At 61.9% G+C, this 23,165-nt stretch carries 19 protein-coding genes and 1 tRNA gene; 14 read left to right on the top strand and 6 right to left on the bottom strand.

What is annotated here, in order from left to right:
* The first annotated feature begins 16 nt into the window (after positions 1-16).
* Positions 17-1,285, top strand: a complete 1,269-nt coding sequence (gene nreA / locus HWV23_RS06025; RefSeq protein ID WP_178289522.1) for a DNA repair protein NreA — start codon at positions 17-19, stop codon at positions 1,283-1,285.
* 18 nt (positions 1,286-1,303) lie between these two features.
* Here nreA and HWV23_RS06020 read toward each other — a convergent pair whose 3' ends face one another.
* Positions 1,304-1,588, bottom strand: coding sequence for a pro-sigmaK processing inhibitor BofA family protein (locus HWV23_RS06020; protein ID WP_178289521.1), 285 nt, complete (start codon positions 1,586-1,588; stop codon positions 1,304-1,306).
* Positions 1,589-1,670: 82 nt separating this feature from the next.
* Here HWV23_RS06020 and HWV23_RS06015 point away from each other — a divergent pair.
* From HWV23_RS06015 to HWV23_RS05995, 5 genes are all read left to right on the top strand, one after another.
* Positions 1,671-1,745, top strand: a tRNA-Pro gene (locus tag HWV23_RS06015).
* Between the two features lie 168 nt (positions 1,746-1,913).
* Positions 1,914-2,708 carry a group I intron-associated PD-(D/E)XK endonuclease gene (locus HWV23_RS06010; protein ID WP_178289520.1) on the top strand — a complete coding sequence of 265 codons (795 nt, stop codon included), beginning with the start codon at positions 1,914-1,916 and terminating at the stop codon, positions 2,706-2,708.
* A 69-nt stretch (positions 2,709-2,777) separates the two neighbouring features.
* On the top strand, positions 2,778-5,447 hold the full coding sequence (locus HWV23_RS06005; RefSeq protein ID WP_178289519.1) for a M14 family metallopeptidase: 2,670 nt from the start codon (positions 2,778-2,780) through the stop codon (positions 5,445-5,447).
* An 89-nt stretch (positions 5,448-5,536) separates the two neighbouring features.
* The gene (locus HWV23_RS06000) at positions 5,537-6,325 is read left to right on the top strand and encodes a VOC family protein (protein ID WP_178289518.1); all 789 of its coding nucleotides are present in this window, start codon (positions 5,537-5,539) and stop codon (positions 6,323-6,325) included.
* Positions 6,326-6,472: 147 nt separating this feature from the next.
* Positions 6,473-6,805, top strand: a complete 333-nt coding sequence (locus HWV23_RS05995) for a HalOD1 output domain-containing protein (RefSeq protein ID WP_178289517.1) — start codon at positions 6,473-6,475, stop codon at positions 6,803-6,805.
* Positions 6,806-6,847: 42 nt separating this feature from the next.
* Here HWV23_RS05995 and HWV23_RS05990 read toward each other — a convergent pair whose 3' ends face one another.
* Complete coding sequence (locus tag HWV23_RS05990; protein WP_178291610.1) at positions 6,848-7,552, bottom strand: helix-turn-helix domain-containing protein; 705 nt, start codon at positions 7,550-7,552, stop codon at positions 6,848-6,850.
* Positions 7,553-7,737: 185 nt separating this feature from the next.
* On the opposite strand from HWV23_RS05990, the gene HWV23_RS05985 reads away from it, so the two are divergent.
* The 3 genes from HWV23_RS05985 (at position 7,738) to HWV23_RS05975 (ending at position 13,980) form a co-directional block, all read left to right on the top strand.
* Entirely contained in the window at positions 7,738-11,403 is a 3,666-nt protein-coding gene (locus tag HWV23_RS05985) for an LAGLIDADG family homing endonuclease (protein ID WP_178289516.1), read from the top strand.
* A 1,096-nt stretch (positions 11,404-12,499) separates the two neighbouring features.
* Positions 12,500-13,246: a hypothetical protein gene (locus HWV23_RS05980; protein ID WP_178289515.1), complete on the top strand. Its 747-nt coding sequence runs from the start codon at positions 12,500-12,502 to the stop codon at positions 13,244-13,246.
* Positions 13,246-13,980, top strand: coding sequence for a hypothetical protein (locus tag HWV23_RS05975; RefSeq protein ID WP_178289514.1), 735 nt, complete (start codon positions 13,246-13,248; stop codon positions 13,978-13,980). Before HWV23_RS05980 ends, HWV23_RS05975 begins: the two co-directional genes overlap by 1 nt.
* 174 nt (positions 13,981-14,154) lie before the next feature.
* Here HWV23_RS05975 and HWV23_RS05970 read toward each other — a convergent pair whose 3' ends face one another.
* The gene (locus tag HWV23_RS05970; RefSeq protein WP_178289513.1) at positions 14,155-14,754 is read right to left on the bottom strand and encodes an AsnC family transcriptional regulator; all 600 of its coding nucleotides are present in this window, start codon (positions 14,752-14,754) and stop codon (positions 14,155-14,157) included.
* 130 nt (positions 14,755-14,884) lie between these two features.
* On the opposite strand from HWV23_RS05970, the gene HWV23_RS05965 reads away from it, so the two are divergent.
* From HWV23_RS05965 to HWV23_RS05950, 4 genes are all read left to right on the top strand, one after another.
* Complete coding sequence (locus tag HWV23_RS05965; protein WP_178289512.1) at positions 14,885-15,082, top strand: heavy-metal-associated domain-containing protein; 198 nt, start codon at positions 14,885-14,887, stop codon at positions 15,080-15,082.
* Positions 15,083-15,233: 151 nt separating this feature from the next.
* Complete coding sequence (locus tag HWV23_RS05960) at positions 15,234-17,516, top strand: copper-translocating P-type ATPase (RefSeq protein ID WP_178289511.1); 2,283 nt, start codon at positions 15,234-15,236, stop codon at positions 17,514-17,516.
* A 399-nt stretch (positions 17,517-17,915) separates the two neighbouring features.
* Positions 17,916-18,404: a hypothetical protein gene (locus tag HWV23_RS05955; RefSeq protein ID WP_178289510.1), complete on the top strand. Its 489-nt coding sequence runs from the start codon at positions 17,916-17,918 to the stop codon at positions 18,402-18,404.
* Entirely contained in the window at positions 18,397-19,542 is a 1,146-nt protein-coding gene (locus tag HWV23_RS05950; RefSeq protein WP_178289509.1) for a tyrosine-type recombinase/integrase, read from the top strand. Before HWV23_RS05955 ends, HWV23_RS05950 begins: the two co-directional genes overlap by 8 nt.
* Before the next feature lie 31 nt (positions 19,543-19,573).
* On the opposite strand, the gene HWV23_RS05945 is transcribed toward HWV23_RS05950, so the two are convergent.
* Positions 19,574-20,446 (bottom strand): hypothetical protein, encoded by an 873-nt coding sequence (locus tag HWV23_RS05945; RefSeq protein ID WP_178289508.1) that lies wholly within the window; start codon positions 20,444-20,446, stop codon positions 19,574-19,576.
* 108 nt (positions 20,447-20,554) lie between these two features.
* Between HWV23_RS05945 and HWV23_RS05940 the strand changes: the two genes are divergently transcribed.
* Positions 20,555-21,370: a hypothetical protein gene (locus HWV23_RS05940; RefSeq protein ID WP_178289507.1), complete on the top strand. Its 816-nt coding sequence runs from the start codon at positions 20,555-20,557 to the stop codon at positions 21,368-21,370.
* 39 nt (positions 21,371-21,409) lie between these two features.
* Here the strand turns inward: HWV23_RS05940 and HWV23_RS05935 are convergent, their stop codons facing one another.
* Both HWV23_RS05935 and HWV23_RS05930 read right to left on the bottom strand, forming a co-directional pair.
* A complete protein-coding gene (locus HWV23_RS05935; protein WP_178289506.1) occupies positions 21,410-21,844 on the bottom strand; it encodes an HIT family protein in 435 nt (144 codons plus the stop codon).
* A gap of 59 nt (positions 21,845-21,903) precedes the next feature.
* Positions 21,904-23,151 (bottom strand): outer membrane protein assembly factor BamB family protein, encoded by a 1,248-nt coding sequence (locus HWV23_RS05930; protein ID WP_178289505.1) that lies wholly within the window; start codon positions 23,149-23,151, stop codon positions 21,904-21,906.
* Between the last annotated feature and the right edge of the window lie 14 nt (positions 23,152-23,165).

Here is a 23,165-nt window from a genome sequence, read left to right as displayed (position 1 = left end):
ACCCGTAAGGTCCGCCATGCGCCTCGACGAGTACGTCGACGACCTCGACCGCGACGAGTCGGTCGAGTTGCGGAAACTCGCCGAGGAGAAATCCTACGCCATCACCGACCACCTCGATTCGGCCAAGACACGCCTCGACGAGACCCTCTCGGACGACACGCTGGTCGGCTCGACCGCTCCCTCGGTATTCGTCGGCAGCGGCTCCTATCCCAGCGTCTCCGCCGGCCTGCTGGCGCCCGTCGGCGACGAGGACGACGCCGAACAGTACGTCACCTCCGGCAAGTGGTACCAGCAGGGCTACTCCATCGACGACGTCTTCCAGCGCCGGACCAACCTGCTCAATTCCACCCGGCGCTCGAACGTCGACGTCGACGACGTCTGGGACGGCTTCGTCGGCACCCAGCGAGAGGTCGCCATCGCGGACCGCCCGGTTGACGTGGAACTCGGATTGGACGAGACGCCCGGATTCGACCTCGACGGCACCTTAGAGGACATCGCCGCGCCGCGCGGCCCCCGCGCCAGCGCGGAATCCGCACAGCTAACCGAGAACCCACACGTCCCCCGCGCCATCGAGAAAACCCTCTCGGATGACGACTGGCGCGCCGAGGGCGCGATGACCTACCTCTACCGCAAGGGCTTCGACGTCTACGACATCAACAACGTCCTCTCGGTCGGTGCCTTAGGGCAGGGCGACAACCGCCGACTCGTCCCCACGCGCTGGTCGATTACCGCAGTCGACGACACTGTCGGGAAATACCTCCGTGGCACCATCCGCAACGCCCCCACCATCAACGAGACGCTCGTGTGGCACAACAGCTACATCGGCAACGACTACTGGGTCATCGCGGCGCCCGGCGACTGGGAGTTCGAGTTGGTCGAACTGAAAGCCCCCGGCTCTATCTGGAATCCCGACCCGAACGGCCAACTCTACATGGCTGCTGACAGCGAGGGCTTCGAGGGCCGAACGGAGTACGTCGACGAGACCTCCGGCGCCTACTACGCCTCCCGGCTCGGCGTCCTCGAAGAACTCGCCGACCGCGGCCGACAGGCCAAGGTGTTCGTCATCCGCCACGCTACCAACGAATACTGGGCGCCCGTCGGCGTCTGGCAGATTCGCGAATCGGTTCGCGACGCCTTCGATACCGAACCGGCCGTCGCCGAAACCTTCCACGACGCCGTCCGCCAACTGGTGCCGCAACTGCCCGTCTCGCTGAACGACCTCCGCAGAAAGTCGACGATGGCCGCCGGCATTCAGACCGACCTCTCGGCCTTCGGCATCGAGTAAGGTCGGCTTACTGCTCGCTTAGAGCAACGCGAGCGGCGCCATCATCCCGACGAACGCGATGTCCAGATACGCGAGGATGATGACCAGTATCGCGCCCGGAATCCCGCCGACTGCACAGACGAGGATGGCTATCACTGATATGTCGATGCCCCCCGCGATGCCGAGGTAGTTGGCGATAAAGAGGATGATAACCCCGACGATTGCGTTGACGATGAGCGGCTTGACCGCCTTGATAATCCGGTAGGCACCGAACAGCAGCGCCAACACGAGCACGAGCAAGCCGATTTCGACAGGTGTGACCATAGCGACAGTTCTCAGGGGTGACAAAAAGCCGTTCCGGCCGGAACGAAACGTTTTCACGGGGGCAGGGGGTAGGAATCGGTACGGGATCGTGGGTTAGCTTGGTCTATACTTCGGGCCTTGGGTGCCCGTCACCCCGGTTCAAATCCGGGCGATCCCACTTCGTTCTATACCGACGAGAGACCTCTATCGGGCATTCTCTCTTTAAGTAATAGTGGGGATGGTGTTTCTCCCCGTTTAACGAGTGAATACGTCCACCCCGCGTCTTTACTTCCACTCTGCCCATGGCTCGACTTTTATACTATACCGGCAGCAGTATCCGTGAACCATGGAATCTCATCGGAAAGGTGACTTGACCGAAGCAGCCGTCATCACCGAACTCAAGCGTCGGGAGGTGCCAGTCTCCCTGCCGTTCGGTGATAACGAACGCTACGACGTGGCCGTCGAAACGCCGGCCGGACGACTCCTCCGCGCTCAGATTAAGACGGGCTGGAAACGGGACGGTGTCGTGCAGTTCAAAGGATACAGCCAGCATACGAACTCGGAGGGGAACACCTACAAGCCGTATACCGATGGTATCGACTGTTTTCTCGTCTATGCCCATGAGGTAGAGCGGTTGTTCCTCGTCTGGGAAGACGAAATAGAGACGAATATGACGATTCGAATCGAGGACCCGGAGCAACACCACGCTTCCACGAACTGGGCCGATGAGTACGCCTACGATGCCCGGTGGCCCCCAGAAAACCAGCGGATTCGCTCGGTCACTGGCGGACGTAGTCCAGCCGTCAAACCAGTTGGCGAGCTACTACAGGAACGTGGTATCCCCTTTATTCAAGAGACCGACAAAGACCATCATTTCACAGTCCGCGGTCCATCAGGTGATGACTACGGCCTGCGGGCCTGTTCGGGAAGTATCGTAAACGGAAGAGTACTGTTTCCGACAGCAGAATCTCCTTCTATCGACGCCTACTGTGTCCATTGCTCCGAAACAGGCGAGATTTATCTCGTCCCGGACGATGCGTTCGACCAGTCGTTTTCCCTCCGCGTCGAAGCTCCCGACCAACCTGACGCCTCGATAAATTGGGCGTCGGACTACGCTTTCGACGAGCGGTGGCCGCCATAGCCGTCGTTTGGACGGCCTTGTCAGAACCTTTTGTATCGGTGTCGGCCACGGGCCGGTAGAGCAACGTCTATGTCCGAGAATCCATTCGACGGGTCGCCGATTTCCCGCCGCCAGTTCGTCCGGCTGTCGGCCGCGACGGGTGGGGCGCTGGCGCTGCCGGGCGCGGCGAGCGCCGAGGTATCGTCGGCGGCGTTCGACGCCGAATACGAGTACGTACTGAACCACACGCCGGAGGAATACGAGGTGCCGACGCTGGTCGAGTTCAGCGATACGGCTTCGATGGGCACGATGGAGTCCATCGCGTCGGACGTCCGCACCACGACCAGCCCGGAGCCGGCGGCGTACGCGCAACTGTCGACGACGCAGGCCGAGGAGGTCGCGGCGTTGCCGACCGCCGAAACCATCCATTTCTCGCCGGGTGCGAACCCGTTCTGGCGACTGGGATACTACCCGCTGGGCGTCTTCCCGGAGCCGGAACGGAGCGTCGACTTCCTCGATTACGAGGAGGTAGCGGCAGGGTTCGACCACCTCGCCGACGAGCACGACGACCGGATGCGCGTGTTCTCGGTGGGCGAAAGCGCCGGCAAGTACAACTACGTCTCCGACCGGCCGGACCCGCGGGACGTGCTGTTCGTGGAGGTGACAAACGACGTTGAGGACCGCGAGGCCTTCGCCGAGAAGAAGGGGGTGTTGGTCAACTGCACCATCCACGGCAACGAGCGCGCGGGCGGAGAGGCGGCGACGCGCTTCATCGAGCAAGTGCTTCGCGGGGAGTATCCGGAGGTCGATACGCTCCTCGACGATATCGCACTGATTTTCGCGTTTACGAACCCCGACGGATGGGCCGCGCGGCGGCCGCAGTACGCGAGCAACGGCGTGCCGGGCGCGCCGCTGCACGAACGCGGGAACGCGGGCGGTGACACCAACCGGCAGTTCCCGAACCCGGGGTGGGTATCGGCGGCCCACACCATCGCGGAACCGCTCGGGGCGACGCTGGACGGGGAGACGCCGGCGCCGGATTACGTCGTCGATACGACGCCGGATATGCTGGCGTTCGTCGACCACTGTCGGAGTTACGAGAACCTCGAATGCGGCATCGACCTCCACGGGATGTTGAGTTCGAAGGACTTCGTGCTCGCGCTCGATGGGGCCTCCCAATCGTCGACCTCGGAGTTGCAAAACAGCTTCGAACTCATCGAGGCCATCGACGAGCGGGTGACGGAGAACCTGCCGGAGTGGGAGCAACTGGGGCAGGCGCTGTCGCCGATAACCGAGCAGGCCAACCCGAGCGTCTCCACGCTGTCGGTGCTGCCCGAGCAGGCGTTCAACTACGGGACGCCCGTCGAGACCATCGGCTATTCGGGCACCGGCTTCGTCGACGAGTGGATGGCCTTCCCCGAGGAACTGGGCGGGCTCGGCATCCCGAGTCTGACGATGGAGATGGCCTACTCGAACACCGTCGGTGGCAACGTCTTCGACCCGGTTCGGGTCGGGATGCAGGCCGACGGCTACCGGGGGTCGATTCTGGGTGCTATCGACTACGCGACCCGCGACGTCGAGGGCCGCTTCGAAGGCAGCGGCGACGTCGCCTACGTGACGACCGACGAGCTGACTGCCAGCGCCGAGGACCTGCCGTACGTCGGCGGAGAGGACAGTGAAGCAGTGACGTACGACCCCTCCGGCGATGCGACGACGACCGAAACGACGGTCCCATCGGCGGGGACGACTGCTGTGGCTTACACGGTTGAAGACGACATCGGTAGTCTCGCGGTTCACCCGCACGTCCACGAATCGGTCGCGAGCGCGCGCTTGCTCGACCCCGACGGCGAGGTGGTTCGGGAGTTCGACGCGGAGGACGGACGCGCGCTCGGCGGCGCCTGCTGCGGCCTGCCGACGTGGGAAGTCTCGGACCCCGCGGCCGGCGAGTGGACCCTCGAACTGACGAACGTCCTGCCGACCGAAAGCAACGCGGAGGCGCGGTTCGTCACCGCTCGCGGCGCCGGCGAGGCGCCCGACCCACGCAAGGAACTCGGTTACGCACAGCGGGATTACGAGGTGACGCCGCTGCGGTACTTCGAGGACCTCGACGAGGACGCGGATGTCGACGTGGACGCGTACGCGCCCGAGGACCTCAACCCCGGCCGTCTCAAGGGATACGACCATCTGGTCGTCATCCACGACGACACCGGAAACAAGCCGCAAAAATACCGCAACGCCATCCAGCGGTTCGTCGACGACGGTGGTAATCTCGTCCTGACCGACGAGGGGTTGAACCTGCTCGCCGACCTCGACGTCGGCCTCGGCGCTGGCGATATCACCCAGCAGACGGCCTACGTCGGCCAACTCGACGACGTCAACGACGACCACCCGCTGGTCACCGACCGGCGGCCGATTCAGGACCACCTCTGGTATATCGCGCCGGTCGGCTACTCGGAGGACGAGGCGCCCATCTACGGACTCGATAACGCGGCCTTCGAGAGTTCGGGCGGCACCGTCGCGGGGACGACCGGTGGCGACGTGGTCGTCGGGACCATCGACGCCGGGTCGGAGGCCGGCGAGATACAGGTCATCGGCAGTCTCCTGCCGCCGGCGTGGCAGGGCAACCTCCATCCATTCGGCATGACCGACTACGCGGCGACGTATTTCGGCCACCTCGTCATGACCAACGCCTTGCGCGGCCAGCAGGTCCGGGAGGTCGACGGCGAGGAGACGCTCCGCATCGGCCGCGGCGACGAGTAGTCGGCTCCCCACCGCCTGCTTTCGGTAGTCCCCCGGAAGTTGGCCTTTCAGCATGTTTTTGCCCGTCCCGAGGCAACGATCGGGTAGCTATGGACGGTACGCTCGACCACGTGATGCTTCGCGTCTCGGACCTCGAGGAATCCCTCGACTGGTACGGAACGCACTTCGACTACGAGGAGAAGGACCGCTACGAGGGCGACGGCTTCACCATCGTCTATCTCGGCCCCGAGGACATGCACGAGGACGGCGCCCTGCTCGAACTCACGCACAACGAGGGCGAAGAACCGGAAGTCGGCGATGCGTGGGGTCACATCGCCGTCCGCGTTCCGGAGGGCGAACTCGAAGCCGCCTACGACGGTCTGATGGAGGGCGGCGTCGAGGACTACCGGGACCCCGAATCCTGCGGCGGCCGCTATGCGTTCGTCAAGGACCCCGACGGCCACGAAATCGAAATCGTACAGCGCGACCACGGCGCCCGCTGGAGCCTCGACCACACCATGATTCGCGTCGAGAACGCCGACGAGGCGCTCGGCTTCTGGACCCGCAAGTTCGAGTACGACGAGGTCGGCCGCTGGGAAGCCGACACCTTCGCCAACTACTTCGTCGAACCGCGGGACGCCGCCCCCGAGGAGATGTCCGTCGAGTTGACCTACAACTACGACGGCCGCTCCTACGAGTTCGGCGACGCGTGGGGCCACCTCTGTGTCCGCATCGACGACCTCCACGACGACTGGGAGACGCTCGTGACACGGGAGGCCGACGACTACCGGGACCCCGCCGACTGTGACGACCTCTACGCGTTCACGAAGGACCAGGACGGCCACGAAATCGAACTCATCGAGCGCGATACCGACGCCGACTCGCTGTTCCCGTTCTAAGCGGGACCCACCCCCCGCGTTGGTTGCTGTCCTTCTTGCTCTCCGCAGAATCCCCGGCTAAATCGACGTCTCACGACGCCTACATCTCTATCCAACCCTTGATGCTTAGGGACCATGGCTATTGCCAATCCTTACTAGTCCTCTATCATGGCAATACCCGAGCGCCTTGGAGTCGACGCCGTTGCGGAATTCGACCCGGAGACGCAGGTGTACATTATCAACCGAGCCGAAGCGGACCTGTCGCCGTCTTATAGCGTCATCAAGGCCGTTTCCCAAGCAACGGCGACGGCGCCCGATGAGATGCAACCGCTCTACGAGGTAATCGATTCGGACGCGCTCGACCAATTGTTCGCCCGGGAGGACCCCCACGGGACGGCGCTTTCGGATGGCTTCGCCAGATTCCGCTACGAAGGCACTGAGGTAACGGTGTATGCGGACGGCCGAACGACCGTCTCACGGCTCGATTCCGACGAATCCTGATCGCGAAACCGAAACGTCCGAACCCTTCGGGTAGCCTCACTTTCAGGGTGAATTCAACCCATCGAACAGCACGGTAAGCAGTCGCCGTTCGGCGGTGTGGATGTGTTCGGAGAAGGTCGCCGACGAGATGTCGAACTCCTCGGCGAGTTCCTCGCCCGTACAGCGCCGCGGCCAGTCGTAGTAGCCCGCCTCGAAGGCGGCTTCCAGCAGTTCGAGCTGTCGGTCGGTCAACTGGGAATGGAGCACCTGCTGAATCGCTTCCGGGGTGAAAAGCGGCGTGATGGTCTCCTTCGTCCGTTTTCCGGTGAACTCCGCCTCCGGAACCTCATCGAGGAACGCTTTGATGACTTCCGGGGGTTCGTTTTGCGGCGGGATCTCGGCGACGATGCGGCCGTCACCGTCGCTGCTGTGGACCTCCCGCGGGTGGGCGCCGAGTTCGGCGAGCGTCACGGCCGGACAGCTGGTCCCTACCTGGAACTCGAAGAGGCCGCCATCGTCGTATTCGTTGAGGAGGTCAACCTCGACCAGTTCGTTGCCGGCCGCAGCATCCATGATACGGCCCGGACGGACGTCGGTAACGTTGAAGAACTCCGAGTATTCGCCGCCGCAGCGGGGCAGTATCTTGGCGAGTTCGAACGTGCAGGATTCCGTCTCGGAGACGCCTACGAACGGGTACTTCGACCCCTGAAGCGAAAATTCCGCTTCGATGACGGACGAGTGCCGGCTGCGAGACGGAGTTTTGCTCATGAGTTGCTCGTTGAGTGCTACCACCTATCGAGATATGAAACTTCGGGCCTGACAGCACCTCTTCGAGAGCCGGTTCGCTTCGGACCGGAATCCGGGACGATTGCCTCTATATAAATACGTACCTTCTACTTTCACCCCGGTTGCGAAACTTCTTATTCGGTGAGGCGCCAAGACGGAGTACTCTCATGGCGCGCGCGGAGAACACGGAAGTCATTGACAAGTTCGAGCAGTTCTACCGCGATTACTATCGCAACGAAATCGGGGAACTCGCCCAGAAGTACCCGAACGAACAGCGCTCGCTGTACATCGACTGGGACGACCTCTACCGCTTCGACCCGGACCTCGCCGACGACTTCATCGCCCAACCCGAGCAGATGCGCGATTACGCCGAGGAGGCGCTCCGACTCTACGACCTCCCGGTCGACGTCAAACTCGGGCAGGCCCACGTTCGCGTCCAGAACCTCCAGACGTCCACCGCCATCCGTGATATCCGAGCGCGCCACCGCGGCCAACTCATCTCCGTCTCCGGTATCGTCCGCAAAGCGACCGACGTCCGCCCGAAGGTCACCGAGGCAGCCTTCGAGTGTCAGCGCTGTGGCACCCTCACGCGCATCCCCCAGACCTCCGGGGAGTTCCACGAACCCCACGAGTGTCAGGGGTGTGAACGCCAGGGGCCGTTCAACATCAACTTCGACCAATCGGAGTTCGTCGACGCCCAGAAACTCCGCGTGCAGGAATCCCCCGAAGGCCTCCGCGGTGGCGAAACGCCCCAGAGCATCGACATTCACATCGAGGACGACATCACGGGGCAGGTGACCGCCGGCGACCACGTCCGCGTCTCGGGGATTCTCCACCTCGACCAGCAGGAATCCAATCAGGAGAAATCGCCCATCTTCGACGTCTACATGGACGGCCTCTCGGTGGAAATCGAAGACGAGCAGTTCGAGGACATGAACATCACCGACGAGGACAAGAAGGAAATCATCGAACTCTCCAACGACGACGACATCTACGAGAAGATGGTCGGGTCGATGGCGCCCTCCATCTACGGCTACGAACAGCAGAAACTCGCCATCATCATGCAGTTGTTCTCCGGCGTTACGAAACACCTGCCGGACGGCTCCCGGATTCGTGGCGACCTGCACATGCTTCTTATCGGTGACCCCGGTACGGGGAAATCGCAGCTGCTTCAGTACGTCCGAAACCTCGCACCACGCTCGGTCTACACCTCCGGTAAGGGTTCATCGAGTGCGGGTCTGACCGCTGCCGCGGTTCGCGACGACTTCGGCGACGGCCAGCAATGGACGCTGGAAGCCGGCGCGCTCGTGCTCGCGGACCAGGGGATTGCGGCGGTGGACGAACTCGACAAGATGCGCCCGGAGGACCGTTCTGCCATGCACGAAGCACTAGAGCAGCAGTCCTATCATCCGGATACTGAGGTTCTACTTTCCGACGGACGTCGGGTCGATATTGGGGAATTCGTCGACAGCCAGATGGCGACGAACTCCGATGAAGTGGTGGATGGAGTGAACTGCGAAATCCTCCCGGTCGACGATATCGGCGTGCACTCGGTTGACTTCGAGACCAACGAGACGACGAAACTGCCGGTCGACCGCGTGAGCCGTCACGAGGCGCCCGACGAGTTCGTCCGGGTGACGTTCTCGAACGGCCGGGAAGTCACCGTGACGCCCGAACACCCGATGTTCGTCGACGACGGTGGCGAGGTCGGCACCGTCGAAGCACGAGATATCGAGGAAGGTGCCTTCGTACCTGCGCCCCGGAAGTTACCGAATTCGAGCGCGGCGGTCGAACTCGCCAGTGAGCCCCACGTCGGCAAGGAGAAGGACATCGACCTACCATCGGAACTCTCCGGTGACCTCGCGGAGATCCTCGGGTTCCTGATTGCCGAAGGCCACTCCTATGCCGGTTCGGCTCACGAAATCGGCTTCTCGAATCAGGACGAACGTTTGCTGGAGCGGATGGATGGCCTGATGCAGTCGGTGTTCGGCATGGAGAGCACCGATACCACGAACGAGGCCGGTACGGTGACAAAGCGGTGGGTTTCGACGAAACTGTATCGCTGGTTCGAGAGCAACTTCCCCGAGTTCATGCATACGGCACGGGACAAGCGGATTCCGTCACGCGTGCTCGGTGCATCGGAGGAGGAAATCAGACGGTTCCTCGTGGGGGCATTTGCCGGTGATGGCGGTGTCGAAAGCGAGGCGATGTCGTTCTCGACTGCCTCCGAAGGCCTCGCGCAGGACTACGCCGACGCGCTTTCGAAGATCGGTGTCGCCTCGCGGATTCATCACGACAGCGTCGAGGATTCGTGGAAGATCTACGTGATGGGTGATTCGACCGAGCGGTTCGTCGAGCGCGTCGTCGAACCTGCCGATGACCGACATGACGACGCGATGGCTTTCGTCGAGCGGAGCAACGAGACGAAGCGCCACCACGACGTGTTGCCGACGAGTGCGGCACGTGAGATTCGTGATTTGAAACGCCTGCTTGGCGTCAGTCTGACGGGAAAATTCCGCTCCCATCTCGATGAGGAATTCGGTGTGCAGGTCGAGACGGTCGAGCGGGAACTCACGGATTTGCGGAAGCACGCCGAGGAAATCGAGGACGCGCTCGGAGGTGCTGATGACCTCGCTTCGGTCCGCGAGGCCGTCGGCTGGTCGGGTCGACAACTCGCGGAGCGTCTCGACGACGAAACTTCTAGCGCGATTCACTACGCCGAGGACGACGGCTACGACGCCGCACGACGTGCTGATTTGACGAACCGCGCCCGCGAAGCCGTATATGAGGCCCTCGACGAGTTCGACCGTCGTGCCGCCGCGCTCGAAAAGCGGTGTGACCTACGATACTACCGCGTTCGTGACGTCGAGACGGTCCCGAACGAAGGTGAAGACGCCTGCGAGTGGGTCTACGACGTGACCGTCGAACCGACGAACACGTTCGTCAGTCAAGGTGTCGTGCTCCACAACTCCATCAGCGTGTCAAAAGCTGGTATCAACGCAACCCTGAAATCCCGCTGTTCGCTGCTCGGCGCGGCGAACCCGAAATACGGCCGGTTCGACCAGTACGAACCCATCGGCGAGCAAATCGATCTCGAACCCGCGCTCGTCTCCCGGTTCGACCTCATATTCACCGTCACGGACCAGCCCGACGAGGAGGAGGACGCCAACCTCGCCGAGCACATCATCAACACCAACTACGCCGGCGAGTTGCACACCCATCGGGAGAACACCGCCACCTCGAACGTCACCGAGGAGGAGGTCGCCAACGTCACCGAGGAGGTCGAACCGACCATCGAGGCCGAACTCCTCCGGAAGTACATCGCCTACGCCAAGCGGAACTGCTATCCGACGATGACCGAGGAGGCCAAAAAGGAGATTCGGGACTTCTACGTCGACCTGCGGGCCCGCGGGCAGGACGACGACGCGCCAGTTCCCGTGACGGCCCGGAAACTGGAGGCGCTGGTTCGCCTCGCGGAGGCGTCCGCCCGGATGCGCCTCGCGGATTCCGTCGAGCAGGAAGACGCGACGCGGGTCATCGAAATCGTCCGGTCGTGTCTGCAGGACATCGGCGTCGACCCCGAGACGGGGGAGTTCGACGCCGATGTCGTCGAGACGGGTCAATCCAAGAGCCAGCGCGACCGCATCAAGGACATCAAATCCCTCATCAGCGAAATCGAGGAGGAGTACGACGAGGGCGCGCCCATCGAGGAAGTGTTGGACCGCGCCGAGGAGATGGGCACCGAGCGCTCGAAGGCCGAACACGAAATCGAGAAACTGCGGCAGAAGGGTGACGTCTACGAACCGAAGACGGACCACCTACGGACGGTCTGAAAACGCGAATCGAGCGAGTCCAACTCGGACGGTGGTTGGTCATCCTCTCTTTCCTTTTATAAACGAAGTACATCCCTCTATATCGAAGTCTCTGGGTTAAAGAGGATTTGAGCGGCGTCTGCCCGGGTGTACATACAGCAATTTGTCCGCAATAGGAGTCGTGAGCAAGGGTGTAAACCCGGTTTGCGAAACAGCATCTGGAACTCACCGAAGCGAGAGCAGGACGCAATTCGTAACTCGCTGTCAGAGGGGTTCTTCGCGGAAAATCTGATTTCACGAAGCGAATACGATGACGACGAGTCGCCGAGCATTCCATATCTCAATTCTGGAAAAACGGCGATACACCCCCATACTTCAGGGGGTGTAGGCGGCTTTCAGAAATACCGATACCTGTAGCGAGACGCGATTTGTCGTCAGTCTACACCCTTCTCTGAATCCTCAAAAACGGGCGTTGACTCTCAGTATCGTGGCGTTCGACCCGAAACAGTGGGGAATGATGGAGACTGGTATCGCTATGATGTTGATTAGCTGGGGACGTTTGGAAGTTCTACACACCTAGATTACAGCTATATTGCGGGGATTTCGGATGCATGTACACCCACCGGATCGGTTTGTACGGAGCGTTTACACCCTATATCCTTCTTCCATGAGGGGGTGTAGGAACTGCAACTACCGCCGTGAACCGAATATCTTAGCATACGTACTAGAACTTGAAAATAAATGGTCGAATCGCCACCAAGTCAAGATGCAATCCCGGATACCCTCTTGGCGTACGACCAATGGCTCTGTTGGCACGCGGAGGAACGCGATGGGAAGACGACGAAGATACCGATCGACCCGACCAGCGGAGAGTTCGCGTCGACGACCGACCCGGAGACGTGGGCGGCCTTCGAGACGGCCCGTGAGCAAGTACAGTTCGGGCAGGAGGACGGCCTCGGCTTCGTGTTCACCGATTCGGACCCAATTGTCGGCGACGACGAAAGCCTCAACCCGGACCCGACAGACGACGGCGTCGCCTGTGAGCGGACCGCCTCCTTTGTCGACGAGGCTGGCGCCGGAGCGGTCAGCGAGCGACCGCCGGCCAGGAGGAGAGCAAATGAGCGGCGTTCACCGGACCCTTGCGGGAATCCAAGCGAGCGCGCGTTCGTTTATCCGGGAGCCGTTCACCGTCGTGTTGCTGGTCGTCCTACCGGCGCTGTCGATCCAGATTTACGGCGTCGGCATGGGGCAGTTCCCCGACGTCGGGATCTTTGCGGTGAGCGGGTCGGTCGCGACAGTCGGACGAATCACCGGCGCCGTGTTCGCCACTGGCGCGCTCGCGGGCGTCCTAGGCCTCTTCCAGATGATTAGCGCCCGCCACGCCGACCGTAGACTCGCCATCTGTGGCTTTCGCGGCGTCGAACTCGTCACCGCACGGTTCGCGACCGTTGCCGTAGCGAGCGCCGTCGTCGGGGTGGTCGCCACGCTTTCTCTGGTTGTTCTCGTCGACGATCCGATCACAGCACCAATCGCCACGTTCAGCGGGCTCGCGATAGCCGGTGCCATATACGGCCTGCTCGGCATCGTCGTCGGCAGCATGCTCCCCAGGGAACTCGAGGGCTCACTCCTGCTCGTCATCCTGGCCGACGTGGACAACGTCTTCGCGAGTGGCCTGTTCGGCATCGAGGATAGCATCACGCAGTTCGCACCGCTCGCGCACCCTCACGCCATCGTGACGCAGGCCGTCGTCGAGGGCTCGCTAGCGACCGAACACCTCGTCCCAGCTCTCGGCCACCTCTCGCTATTTGCCCTCCTGAGTGTGGCCGCGTACACATACCAGATCGAGTCAGGAGGTGACGCCTGATGAACCGCCGCGTCACGACCGCAATGAGGATGAGCGTTCGAGAGTTCCGCCGGACACCGGTCCTACTGGCGCAGCTCGTGTTCCTGCCGGCGTACATCATCGGCGCGTTCGTCCTGCTCGTCCCGGATGTCGACGTCCCCGCGACCATTGACGGAACGAGGATCACTGTCCCCATGACGGACTTCGCGGCGGCATTCATGACGCCCGTAACCTTCGCCATTCTCTCGGGAATCGTCGGATTGTTCCTCGTCCAGACGTCGCAAGCGGCCGACGACAGGCTCCGGCTGGCCGGCTATACCGCGACTGACCTCGTCGTCTCACGGGTCGGCACGCTCGGACTCGGTATCGTCGTCGTCACGATGGCGTCGGTCCTCGTCGCCGTGTTCGCGTTTACGCCCGAATCGATCGTTCCGTTCGTCGCCGCGACGCTGGTGGTTGGGCTCACGTACGGTATCCTCGGCGTTGTCGTCGGCATCGTTCTGGGTCGGCTGGGCGGGGTGTACGTGATGCTGTTCTCGCCGATGGTCGACGTTCTCCTGTTCCAGACTCCGCTCGCGACCGACGCGCCCGAGTGGACGACACTACTGCCGAGCCACTACGCGACGAACGCGCTCTTCGACGCGGCATTCACGTCGAGCATCGACGCGTGGGACTTCGGCGGTGCCGTCGTATATGCCGTCACCCTCCTCGTCGTCGGCGTGCTGGTCTTCTATCAGGCGACGGACGTTGAGTGATCGGAGTGAGATCGTTTTCGTCGGCGTGAGCCGACACTGGGAACGCGTCGTTGCAGACGTAGGTCTGCGGCTACAACCATATACACGGGTTCCGTATTCTGTCGCTCCCACTCAGGGGTTCAGTTAATCAGTAGCAAAACTCCCGATTACGAAGCGGGTGCGGGCGCGCCCGAGTCAGTCAGCCTCTTCTCGGAGTTGCTCGTATTTCTCTTCAAACCGAGCCTCACACGATGGACAACAGAACTGGTACAGCTCTCCATCGATGCGGGTGGCTGTTCCTTCACTGTCAACTGTATTTCCACATTGAGCGCAGGAGAGCGCGAACTCCATTTCCCCCAATTCTGGTGCCCAGTTAGCGCCTGCGAGAAGCGTTACCTCAAAGTCGTCGACTGCTCCGGTGTCGATGGTATCAGCAAGCCAGCCTGCGATGTCAGTATCTGGAACTCTGGCGTACAGGACTAGGTCAGCTTCGGCCGTGGTGAATACGTGTTCGATGGCGCCTTCGTTGATGAGATCGTCTTTGATCGATGCAGCGCTATGGCTGTCTGATTCGACATCGAGCGTAATCAGTACCGGAATTCCGCCTCGGAGCTGTGAGCGATCGACGTCAAGCGTGAAACGATTAATAATCCCCATCTCCTGTAGTCGTTCGACTCGATCCGACACAGCCGGCGCAGAGAGGTCTACAACATCCGCTATCTCACTGTACGGTCGACGAGCGTCCAACATCAGTAGCTGAATGATCTCGAGGTCAGTTTCATCCAGGTCGCGCATGGTAGTACGATACTATCGGGTAAATAAATGTATACGGCGATATCCGTTTTGATTCTAAAGTCAACCTGGCTCTCGAACCAATCGACCAAAGGAGAAATCCGCTAAAGGGAGGGACCATACGTACACTCGTATGACGACGACTATCAGCGTTGAAGGGATGACCTGTGGCCACTGTGAACAGACAGTAGAAGAAGCACTTCAAAATGTACCCGGTGTGACCGACGCGACCGCAGATCAAGAGGACGATCAGGTGGAGGTTGATGGTGACGCAGATACCGCAACCCTCGTGGAAGCCGTCGAAGACGCCGGATACACCGTTGAGACCTGAGTATATCCCGATCAGAGGATAACATAGAACGCTCTTAAGTGAACGATTCAACCGTTCTCTTCGGGGCTTGTCCACACTGACTCCGTTGCACGGTCTCAGGGTCCGAACATTCAGGAAGCAAGCGAATCCACTTCTAAAGAGAACATGATCTATGGACGACCACAAAGACACAAATGAGAATCCCCCGAGAGAGGAAGACCAGCAGGATGACAGCAGTCACCAGCACGGACACGGCGAGTCCGACGAAGCGGTCGTCGAGTCCGACGAGCAACGGGTAGAACAGGAGTTACTGGAGGAAGAGGCTCATCCTACTGCAGAAGGGGAGGCTGCGCTCCACGAACAGCACGAGCACGCCGGAGACGAAGGCGAAGGGCACGGTCACGGGTCACACGAGGGGCACGGTGAGGGGCATGGCGGGATGCACGAGGGCCATGAACAGATGTTCCGGCGGCGCTTTTTCGTTTCGACGCTCCTGTCGATCCCGGTCCTCCTGTACAGCGAAATGCTCCAGGAGTGGCTCGGGTTCTCCGTCCCCGCATTCCCGGGTAGCGAGTGGATCAACCCCGTCTTCGCGATAATCGTCTTCGCGTACGGTGGGATTCCGTTCCTCCAGATGGCGGTCCCGGAGCTGAAAGACCGGTCGCCGGGGATGATGACGCTGATTTCGATGGCGATCACCGTCGCGTTCGTCTACAGCCTCGCGAGCGTGGTCTTCCCGACGCAGTCAGCGTTCTTCTGGGAACTCGTTACCCTGATCGACATTATGCTGCTGGGCCACTGGATCGAAATGCGATCCGTTCGACGCGCCTCAAGCGCAGTCGACGAGTTGGCGAAGCTGATGCCCGATACCGCTGAGCGGATCACCGATGACGGTGACACCGAAGATGTCCCCGTTAGTGAACTCTCCGAGGGCGACCTCGTGCTCATCCGCCCGGGCGCGAGTGTGCCTGCTGATGGCATCGTTGAGGAGGGAGATTCGGACGTCGAAGAGGCGATGATTACCGGCGAGTCGAAACCGGTCTCGAAAGAACCCGGCGACGAGGTCATCGGCGGGACGATCAACGGCGACGGCAGTCTCCGCGTCCGCGTCGGTGCGACGGGCGAGGAGACGACGCTTGCGGGCATCATGCGACTCGTCGAGGAAGCCCAGCAGAGCAAGTCCAAGACGCAGGTGCTGGCCGACCGGGCTGCCGGCTGGCTGTTCTACGTTGCCCTCGCGGCGGCAGTCGTGACAGCAATCGCGTGGACGATTGCGGTCTCGTTCAACGCAACGGTTATCGAGCGCGTCGTAACGGTACTCGTCATCGCCTGCCCGCACGCCCTCGGACTCGCCATCCCGCTAGTCGTCGCGATTAACACATCACTCGCTGCTCGTAATGGGATGCTCGTCCGCGACCGCATCGCGATGGAGGACGCACGGAATCTGGACGCCATCATCTTTGACAAGACAGGGACGCTCACCGAAGGCGAGCACGGCGTCGTCGATATGGCGACTGTCAACGGCGTCGACGAGGACGATGCACTCGCGCTGGCGGCGGCCGTCGAGAGCGACTCCGAACACATGATCGCGCGAGCTATCCGCGAGGCCGCCAACGAGCGAAACCTTACCTCACCTGACGCGTCCGGCTTCGAGGCAATCAAAGGCCGAGGCGTCTGTGCGAACGTCAACGGAGACGAGGTGTACGTCGGCGGGCCGAATTTACTGACCCAGCTCGACAGCGAGGTCCCCGACCACCTCCAGCGCTTCGCTGACGAAGCCGGCCAGAACGCCCAGACCGTGGTGTATCTCGTCCGCGGAGGGGAGTTGATCGCCGCGTTCGCGATGGCTGACGTGATTCGTGAGGAAAGCTACGCCGTCGTCGACGCACTGCACGACCTCGATATCGAGGTGGCGATGCTGACTGGTGACTCCCAAGACGTCGCTGACGCTGTCGCCGACGAACTGGGTATCGACACGGTGTTCGCGGAGGTTCTTCCTGGGGACAAGGACAAGAAAGTGCAGGAACTCCAGGACGAGGGGAAGCTCGTGGGGATGGTTGGCGACGGCGTTAACGACGCGCCGGCGCTGACGCGAGCAGACGTGGGGATCGCCATCGGAAGCGGCACCGACGTCGCCGTCCAGTCAGCAGATGTCATCCTCGTGCAGAATAATCCGATGGACGTCGTTCGCCTCGTGAAATTGAGCAAGGCGAGCTACCGGAAGATGCAGGAGAACATCGTCTGGGCAGCCGGCTATAACGTCTTCGCGATTCCGCTGGCTGCAGGCGTGTTGGCGCCGATCGGGATTCTACTGTCGCCCGCTGTGGGCGCGCTCCTGATGTCGCTAAGTACGGTCATCGTCGCCATCAACGCCCAGTTGCTTCGCCGCGTGGATCTGTCCCTCCCCGATCTTCCAGGCAGGACACCATCTACGGAGGCACAACCCACTGACTGAGGGCTTTCTGGTTCCTTCAAGAGGGATCCGAATATCGCGGAGAAATTCGACCTGAACCACGCCCAGATGCGGTTCGTTCAGAATGCGGTGACGGGGGACAAAGAGAAGGGCTACTCGCAGGCATTACTCGGTATCGATGGGGAATGGCGGGGCATCGAGGTTCGGGCGTTACCACAGGAAACGGCTGTTATCGAGAACGAAACCTCTCAACTCCCCCAAGTGAATAAAGAAGAGGGCTCCCCGGTCCACGCGGACGATGACTGAAGGGGTTGTTCAGTGCCACCTCTTCGACTAACTGAACTCTTCGTTCGTAAGCGGGAATCTCCGAGAGAAACGTCGCTGGTGGTGTTTTTCGTCAGCCGCCACGGGTGGCGGCTGACAGAGCCGGGTTAGATACCGATGCCAAGACGAAAATCCCCGAAACCGGAGCGACGATTAGGTGCATACAAACAGCTTGATGCGGTGCCTTCGAAGCATCGTCTCCAGCGTTACCGTTCGGAATACGAGGGATATGATGTCTGGAGCGATTTCCAGCAAGCGAAAATAGAACCATCCGATTCCGAACACTACAAACAGACCTTCCAGAAAACGGAGCGCTCTTGGAAGACACATATCTCCGATCGTGGACGTCACCATGCGCTGGCGAATCCGTACGATATCGAACTCTGGTGTGCGAAACTCGTCCCGGACCGGACGCTAATGACCGTGTATAAGGAGTATTGGGTTCGGCTTGAGGAGTTCTACAGGTGGCTGTTGTGGCATACGGACCACCCACACGTCTATAATCCGTGTCTCATGGCGGCAGCCAATCACGAGATTGCAAAATCCATGTGGTGGGTGAAAATGGGTAGGAACGACGACACTCTTGGAGGTGGTATCGATGAGTGATGCGGACGAAGCGCCATCCGTGGAAGACCGGCGGGCAGAGCTAGCGGAGACCTTTGACCGTAATCTGGATCCTCTTGCGAAACACGCCGAGAAGTTCACCGAAAGTGACGTTGACCCGTTCGAACTTTTTCAGGTAGAAATCCTTCAGAGACAGAACTACAGGGAGAGTACACGGGCGGGGTATCGACGGCTTATCGGCCAGTGGCGTGATCATATGGCTGAACACGGGCGGCATCCTGCGTGTCCCAACGAGAAACATGTCCGGTCATTCGCCGAATACTGCCTCGAAGAACGAGAGAATCAGCCGGATACGGTCAGAACCAAACTCCGTCGCCTGACCAATATCTATCAGTATTGGCAGAGTGACAGCGTGTTTCCGCATCCGCGGGATTTCAACCCGTTCGTGGTCGTTCTGTCGAAGATGGATCTTCAGCGCCCCGAAGTGAAAGATCCACCACGTATCCCCATTCCGAAACTGCGGACGATGCTTGCCTCGGTCACACACCTACGTGACCGCGCTATAATCGCGACCCAATTGAAGCTCGGCCTTCGAGCCTCCGAGTTGTGTAATCTGCAGATTGGCGATTTCAACCTCGAAAGCGCGGAACTGAAACAAGCCTATCCGGAGCTAGGCACTCATAGCGCAGTCTCCGACCGGCCGAATGCGGTGTATATCGCAACACGGGAAGAAAGAGAGGGGAACAAATCTCGGAAGCCACGAGTTCTGCCGATCGACGAGGAACTCGACCAATTGCTATCCCGGTATCTACTGGTGCGACCAGATATCGGTAGTTCGTGGGTGTTCCTCTCTCAGACGACTCACAGCCAGCTTACACAGGAATATACGAACGAACTCTGGACTGACGTCTTCCGGCCGGAATACGCTGAAACTGACGAACATCGTGCTGTGACGAGCCACTTCGGTCGTCATCGGTTCTCCACGTACTGGCGGATCGAACAGGATCTGAACAGAGAACTCGTGAAGTATATGCGGGGAGATACGCCACAGGTGATGGAAGACCGTGGCCGAGAAACGATCGATAGCTACCTACACACGTACTATGCGGATATCGAACCCGTCTACCGGAATAACATCTTCAAACTCGGTTTGAACGATACAGTAGACGATAGCTGCTAAACTTGGCGAATCTCCTTACTGGTTTCCCATTCTAGTTAGGTTTCAGTAGCGAACGCACCCGTCGCGCGGCATCGACGCGGTAGATCCCGTATTCGATACCCGCCGCGATGAGCAGGATGCCGAGATAGAAGAACCAGGCACCGAAGTACAGCGCGTGTGGGTCCTCAACGCTCGCGGTGAACTCCGCGCGGGCGTCGAGGAACACGAACGCGGTCAGAAGCGTCATCGGCGCGAGCAACTCCCGACGAACCAGCAGGTACAGCGGGACGGCGGCAAGGACGAACATCCCCATGGCGCCGAAGGCGTAGATGGCCCACGCGAACCCGCCCGAAACCGAGACGCCGAGGCGAACCGCGAACCACGTCATGGCGGCCGCGTGGAGTAGCCCGCCCCCGGTGGCGATAGCAGCGGCATCCCGGCTGGACGCGGGCACCGACAGCCACGACGGGACGTCGGGTACTGTCGGAAGCCGGTCCCATCTCGACCGGATGGCGTGTTCGACCAGCCCGGCAAACAGGAAGCCGACCGTCCAGACCGACGCGTTCACCATGTACCGAACGATGTAGAGGCCGTTTTCGACGACGATGTAGCCGGTCGGTTCGGCGAGGCCTTCCAGTTCCGCGACGTCACGGAAGGTCGGGCCGGGCGGCGTCAGTTCCATACCGAGCACGTAGCCAGTCGTCAGAACCAGCGCCACGAGGGGAGTGACGAGGCGATGTCGAACCGCGAGCCAGACGGGAACGGCGGCGAGGACGACGAGGCCGCCGTATCGCCACGCGGCACCGAGAAGTGAGTATTCGGCGGGACCGACGGCGTATCCGAGTTCGAGCGCGACGACGAGGAGTGCCGCCGCGTGCAACAGCCCGGCGAGCAGGCTGACCGCAATGGAGCGTATGGAGGGCATCACGAACCGTGTGTGCCGCCGACGCTATCTATCTTCTCCCGTTTATAAGCGATTGGCGTCGAACTTCGGGGAACGACCTTTTTGACCATGCGGGAAGTGCGCCTGGGTATGGAACCCCGGACGGCCGGCGCCATCATCGGCGTGCTGGCCCTGTGTTGTCTCGCGTTCGTCCTCGCGGCCGTCTATCCCGGTACCACGGCAGAACCGCACGCCGCGGCGCCGGCCGAGGAGCGGTTTACGGTCGGCGACGCTGATGCCGATGCCTACCGCGCGAGCGGCCGCATCGTCGTTGACGGCGAGAAACGACTGGCGTTCGACGGCGTGGTGACAGCCGATGGCGCGCGCTATCACTCGCTCCAGGAGGCGGGAGTTCGTTCCGAACAGTATCAGGCGTCGCCGAACGCCACCGTCTACGAGCGACTCGAAATCGACGACGCAGCGGACGCCGAACGGCTGAAAAACCAGATTCTGGAGACCGAAGACCGCCGACTTCTCAGCGAGGAATCCACGACGGAGCGGGTTTCCCTCGTCGTCGCGTCGAACGGGACCGACGTGGCCGACGAGATTCCCGGGTCGGCGTCGGTTATCGTCCGGAGCCTCCACGTTACCCGCTACGAACGAGTCGACGGCAATTCGACCGAAACGGCCGTCTACGAGCCGCAAAACGGCTGGTACGAGGGGACTCAGCCGTATCGCATTACGGACGCCTCGGGGACCGTCCGCACCGATGCCGGCACCGCCGCGGTCGAATCGGCGTCGGTCTCGTGGGCGGTGACCGACCCCGCCGGGTCTTACGCCGAATACCTACTCGCACGTCTCACGGGTCCAGACCCGCGGGTCTACGAGATTTCCTACGAGTTCGTCCCCGGTGATTCCAACCTCGACCGTCCGGCGTGGGTCGACGACGCCCGCGACGAGTCCTGAGAGTTGGCCGATACTGACGCGACCGGGTCGTTCAGCGAGTCAGGCGTCCTTGGCGGCCGTCGAAATCTCCTCGGCAATGACGTCCAGTTCGTCGTCGTCGAGGTCCGGCGGCGCCCCGGCGACGGCGTGGATGGGGCCGCCGCCGTCGTCCTTGAATCGGGGGACGATGTGGACGTGGAGGTGCGGGACCTCCTGACCGGCATCGGGGCCGTCGTTGACGCCGATGTTCGTCGCGTCGGCCTCGACGGCGTCCTCGATGACGGGCGCGAGTTCGCGGACGGTCTCGAAGACGTCAGCCGAGAGTTCCGGCGGCGTATCGCGCAGGCGCTTGTAGCGCTCCTTCGGGATGACGAGCGTGTGACCCGGCGCCAGCGGGTTGGCATCGAGGAAGGCCAGCGTGGTGTCGGTTTCGTGGACGACGCGGGCGGGGATGTCCCCGTCGACGATTTTCTCGAAGATGGTTCGCTCGGACATACGCGTGTCTGTGGGCGGCGGGCCTATCAACGTTCACCCCGAGGGCGCCGGGTAGCGAGTCAGGCCCCCGATGTCGGAACCAGCGCGACGATTTCGCTCGTATCACCGAGTAGCGTTTCGATGGCCGACGCGGGCCTGACCAGATACACTGCGTTCGCGGTCACAGCGGGCCGTGCGCGGACGTCGCCGTAGGTTGCGACCGCCTCGCCGTTGCGTGTGTAGACCCGGAGTTCGCCATCGCTGGTGTCCCCGACCCGGACCCAGACGTGGTCGCCGGCGACGACGGGCGCGCCGGTGAGTCCATCGCCGACTTGCCACAGCGGGTCGCCATCGGACAGCGACACGGCTTCGATGCCCTCCGTCGTCGGCGCGTAGACGCGCTCGCCATCGACTGCGGGTTGGGTGTAGGTCCGGTAGCCGTCGAGTTCGGTTCGCCACGCGGGGGTGCCGTCGTCGCTCCAGCGGACCACGACGTCCCACGCGTCGATGTGCTCGTCGGGGTCGTCGGGTTCGACCTGCCGCTGGCCGACGGTCACGAGGTCACCTCCGGGAGTGACGGCAGGTCGGTGGTAGACGAGATTCGTTCCGGCGTGCCACAACTCGTCGCCGTCGGCGGCATCGAGCGCGAAGACGTCGGGGACGTCGTAGCCGCCGCGTTCCCGGACGGCATAGACCGTGTCGTCGGCAACTGCGAGCGTGCGATTCAGCGTGACGTTACCGGAGCCGTAGGCCTCGCCCGGCTTGCGACTCCAGCGGAGGTCGCCGCTGGCGGCGTCGAAGGCCTTGACCGTCGAGACGTAGGTGATATAGACCGTTCCATCGGAGATGATGGGCGAACCGCGGGCGCTGCTGACGTCCTCGGCGTGCCAGCGCTGGGTGCCGTCGTGGTCGTGGGCGAACAGGCCGTACCGCGTCGCGGTGTAGATACCGCTATCGTCGACGGTGGGTCGGGTACCCCCTGCCCGGTCGTCGCCGAGGCTGGCCGACCACTCGGTCGTGCCCTCGGTGGCATCCAGCGCGAACAGGGTGCCTTCCCAGTCGTTGACGTAGGCGCGCCCGTCGTGGATGCTCGGCGGCGGCGTCGACGTGGCAGGGACGGACAGCGACCACGAGGCCGCCAGCGACTCCGGCGGTGTAAGCGCGTTCTCGACTCTCGCGGCCCGCCCGGGGGAGTATCGGTCCATCGGGTAGTCGCTGCCCGGCGGCACGGGGTCGGCTGACGAGCGGCCCAGACAGCCGCCGAGCGAAGTGAGTCCGGCGACCCCGCTGGCGAGAACCGCACGCCGGGTCGGCTCTGTCGGGGCCATTCGGCGACGAGTGC

The organism is Natronomonas halophila (genome assembly GCF_013391085.1).
Taxonomy (GTDB): domain Archaea; phylum Halobacteriota; class Halobacteria; order Halobacteriales; family Haloarculaceae; genus Natronomonas; species Natronomonas halophila.
The sequence above is the reverse complement of the archived record's forward strand: the minus strand, read 5'-3'. Positions and strand labels throughout refer to the sequence as shown.

What these genes read in the sequence shown, in the direction of transcription:
- HWV23_RS05945 (WP_178289508.1), bottom strand. Translation starts at nt 20,446, where the DNA reads ATGCCCTCCATACGCTCCATTGCGGTCAGCCTGCTCGCCGGGCTGTTG.
- HWV23_RS05965 (WP_178289512.1), top strand. Translation starts at nt 14,885, where the DNA reads ATGACGACGACTATCAGCGTTGAAGGGATGACCTGTGGCCACTGTGAA.
- HWV23_RS05940 (WP_178289507.1), top strand. Translation starts at nt 20,555, where the DNA reads ATGGAACCCCGGACGGCCGGCGCCATCATCGGCGTGCTGGCCCTGTGT.
- HWV23_RS06005 (WP_178289519.1), top strand. Translation starts at nt 2,778, where the DNA reads ATGTCCGAGAATCCATTCGACGGGTCGCCGATTTCCCGCCGCCAGTTC.
- nreA (WP_178289522.1), top strand. Translation starts at nt 17, where the DNA reads ATGCGCCTCGACGAGTACGTCGACGACCTCGACCGCGACGAGTCGGTC.
- HWV23_RS05935 (WP_178289506.1), bottom strand. Translation starts at nt 21,844, where the DNA reads ATGTCCGAGCGAACCATCTTCGAGAAAATCGTCGACGGGGACATCCCC.
- HWV23_RS05980 (WP_178289515.1), top strand. Translation starts at nt 12,500, where the DNA reads ATGAGCGGCGTTCACCGGACCCTTGCGGGAATCCAAGCGAGCGCGCGT.
- HWV23_RS05950 (WP_178289509.1), top strand. Translation starts at nt 18,397, where the DNA reads ATGAGTGATGCGGACGAAGCGCCATCCGTGGAAGACCGGCGGGCAGAG.
- HWV23_RS05970 (WP_178289513.1), bottom strand. Translation starts at nt 14,754, where the DNA reads ATGCGCGACCTGGATGAAACTGACCTCGAGATCATTCAGCTACTGATG.
- HWV23_RS05930 (WP_178289505.1), bottom strand. Translation starts at nt 23,151, where the DNA reads ATGGCCCCGACAGAGCCGACCCGGCGTGCGGTTCTCGCCAGCGGGGTC.
- HWV23_RS05960 (WP_178289511.1), top strand. Translation starts at nt 15,234, where the DNA reads ATGGACGACCACAAAGACACAAATGAGAATCCCCCGAGAGAGGAAGAC.
- HWV23_RS05975 (WP_178289514.1), top strand. Translation starts at nt 13,246, where the DNA reads ATGAACCGCCGCGTCACGACCGCAATGAGGATGAGCGTTCGAGAGTTC.
- HWV23_RS06010 (WP_178289520.1), top strand. Translation starts at nt 1,914, where the DNA reads ATGGAATCTCATCGGAAAGGTGACTTGACCGAAGCAGCCGTCATCACC.
- HWV23_RS05985 (WP_178289516.1), top strand. Translation starts at nt 7,738, where the DNA reads ATGGCGCGCGCGGAGAACACGGAAGTCATTGACAAGTTCGAGCAGTTC.
- HWV23_RS05995 (WP_178289517.1), top strand. Translation starts at nt 6,473, where the DNA reads ATGGCAATACCCGAGCGCCTTGGAGTCGACGCCGTTGCGGAATTCGAC.
- HWV23_RS06000 (WP_178289518.1), top strand. Translation starts at nt 5,537, where the DNA reads ATGGACGGTACGCTCGACCACGTGATGCTTCGCGTCTCGGACCTCGAG.
- HWV23_RS05955 (WP_178289510.1), top strand. Translation starts at nt 17,916, where the DNA reads ATGCCAAGACGAAAATCCCCGAAACCGGAGCGACGATTAGGTGCATAC.
- HWV23_RS05990 (WP_178291610.1), bottom strand. Translation starts at nt 7,552, where the DNA reads ATGAGCAAAACTCCGTCTCGCAGCCGGCACTCGTCCGTCATCGAAGCG.
- HWV23_RS06020 (WP_178289521.1), bottom strand. Translation starts at nt 1,588, where the DNA reads ATGGTCACACCTGTCGAAATCGGCTTGCTCGTGCTCGTGTTGGCGCTG.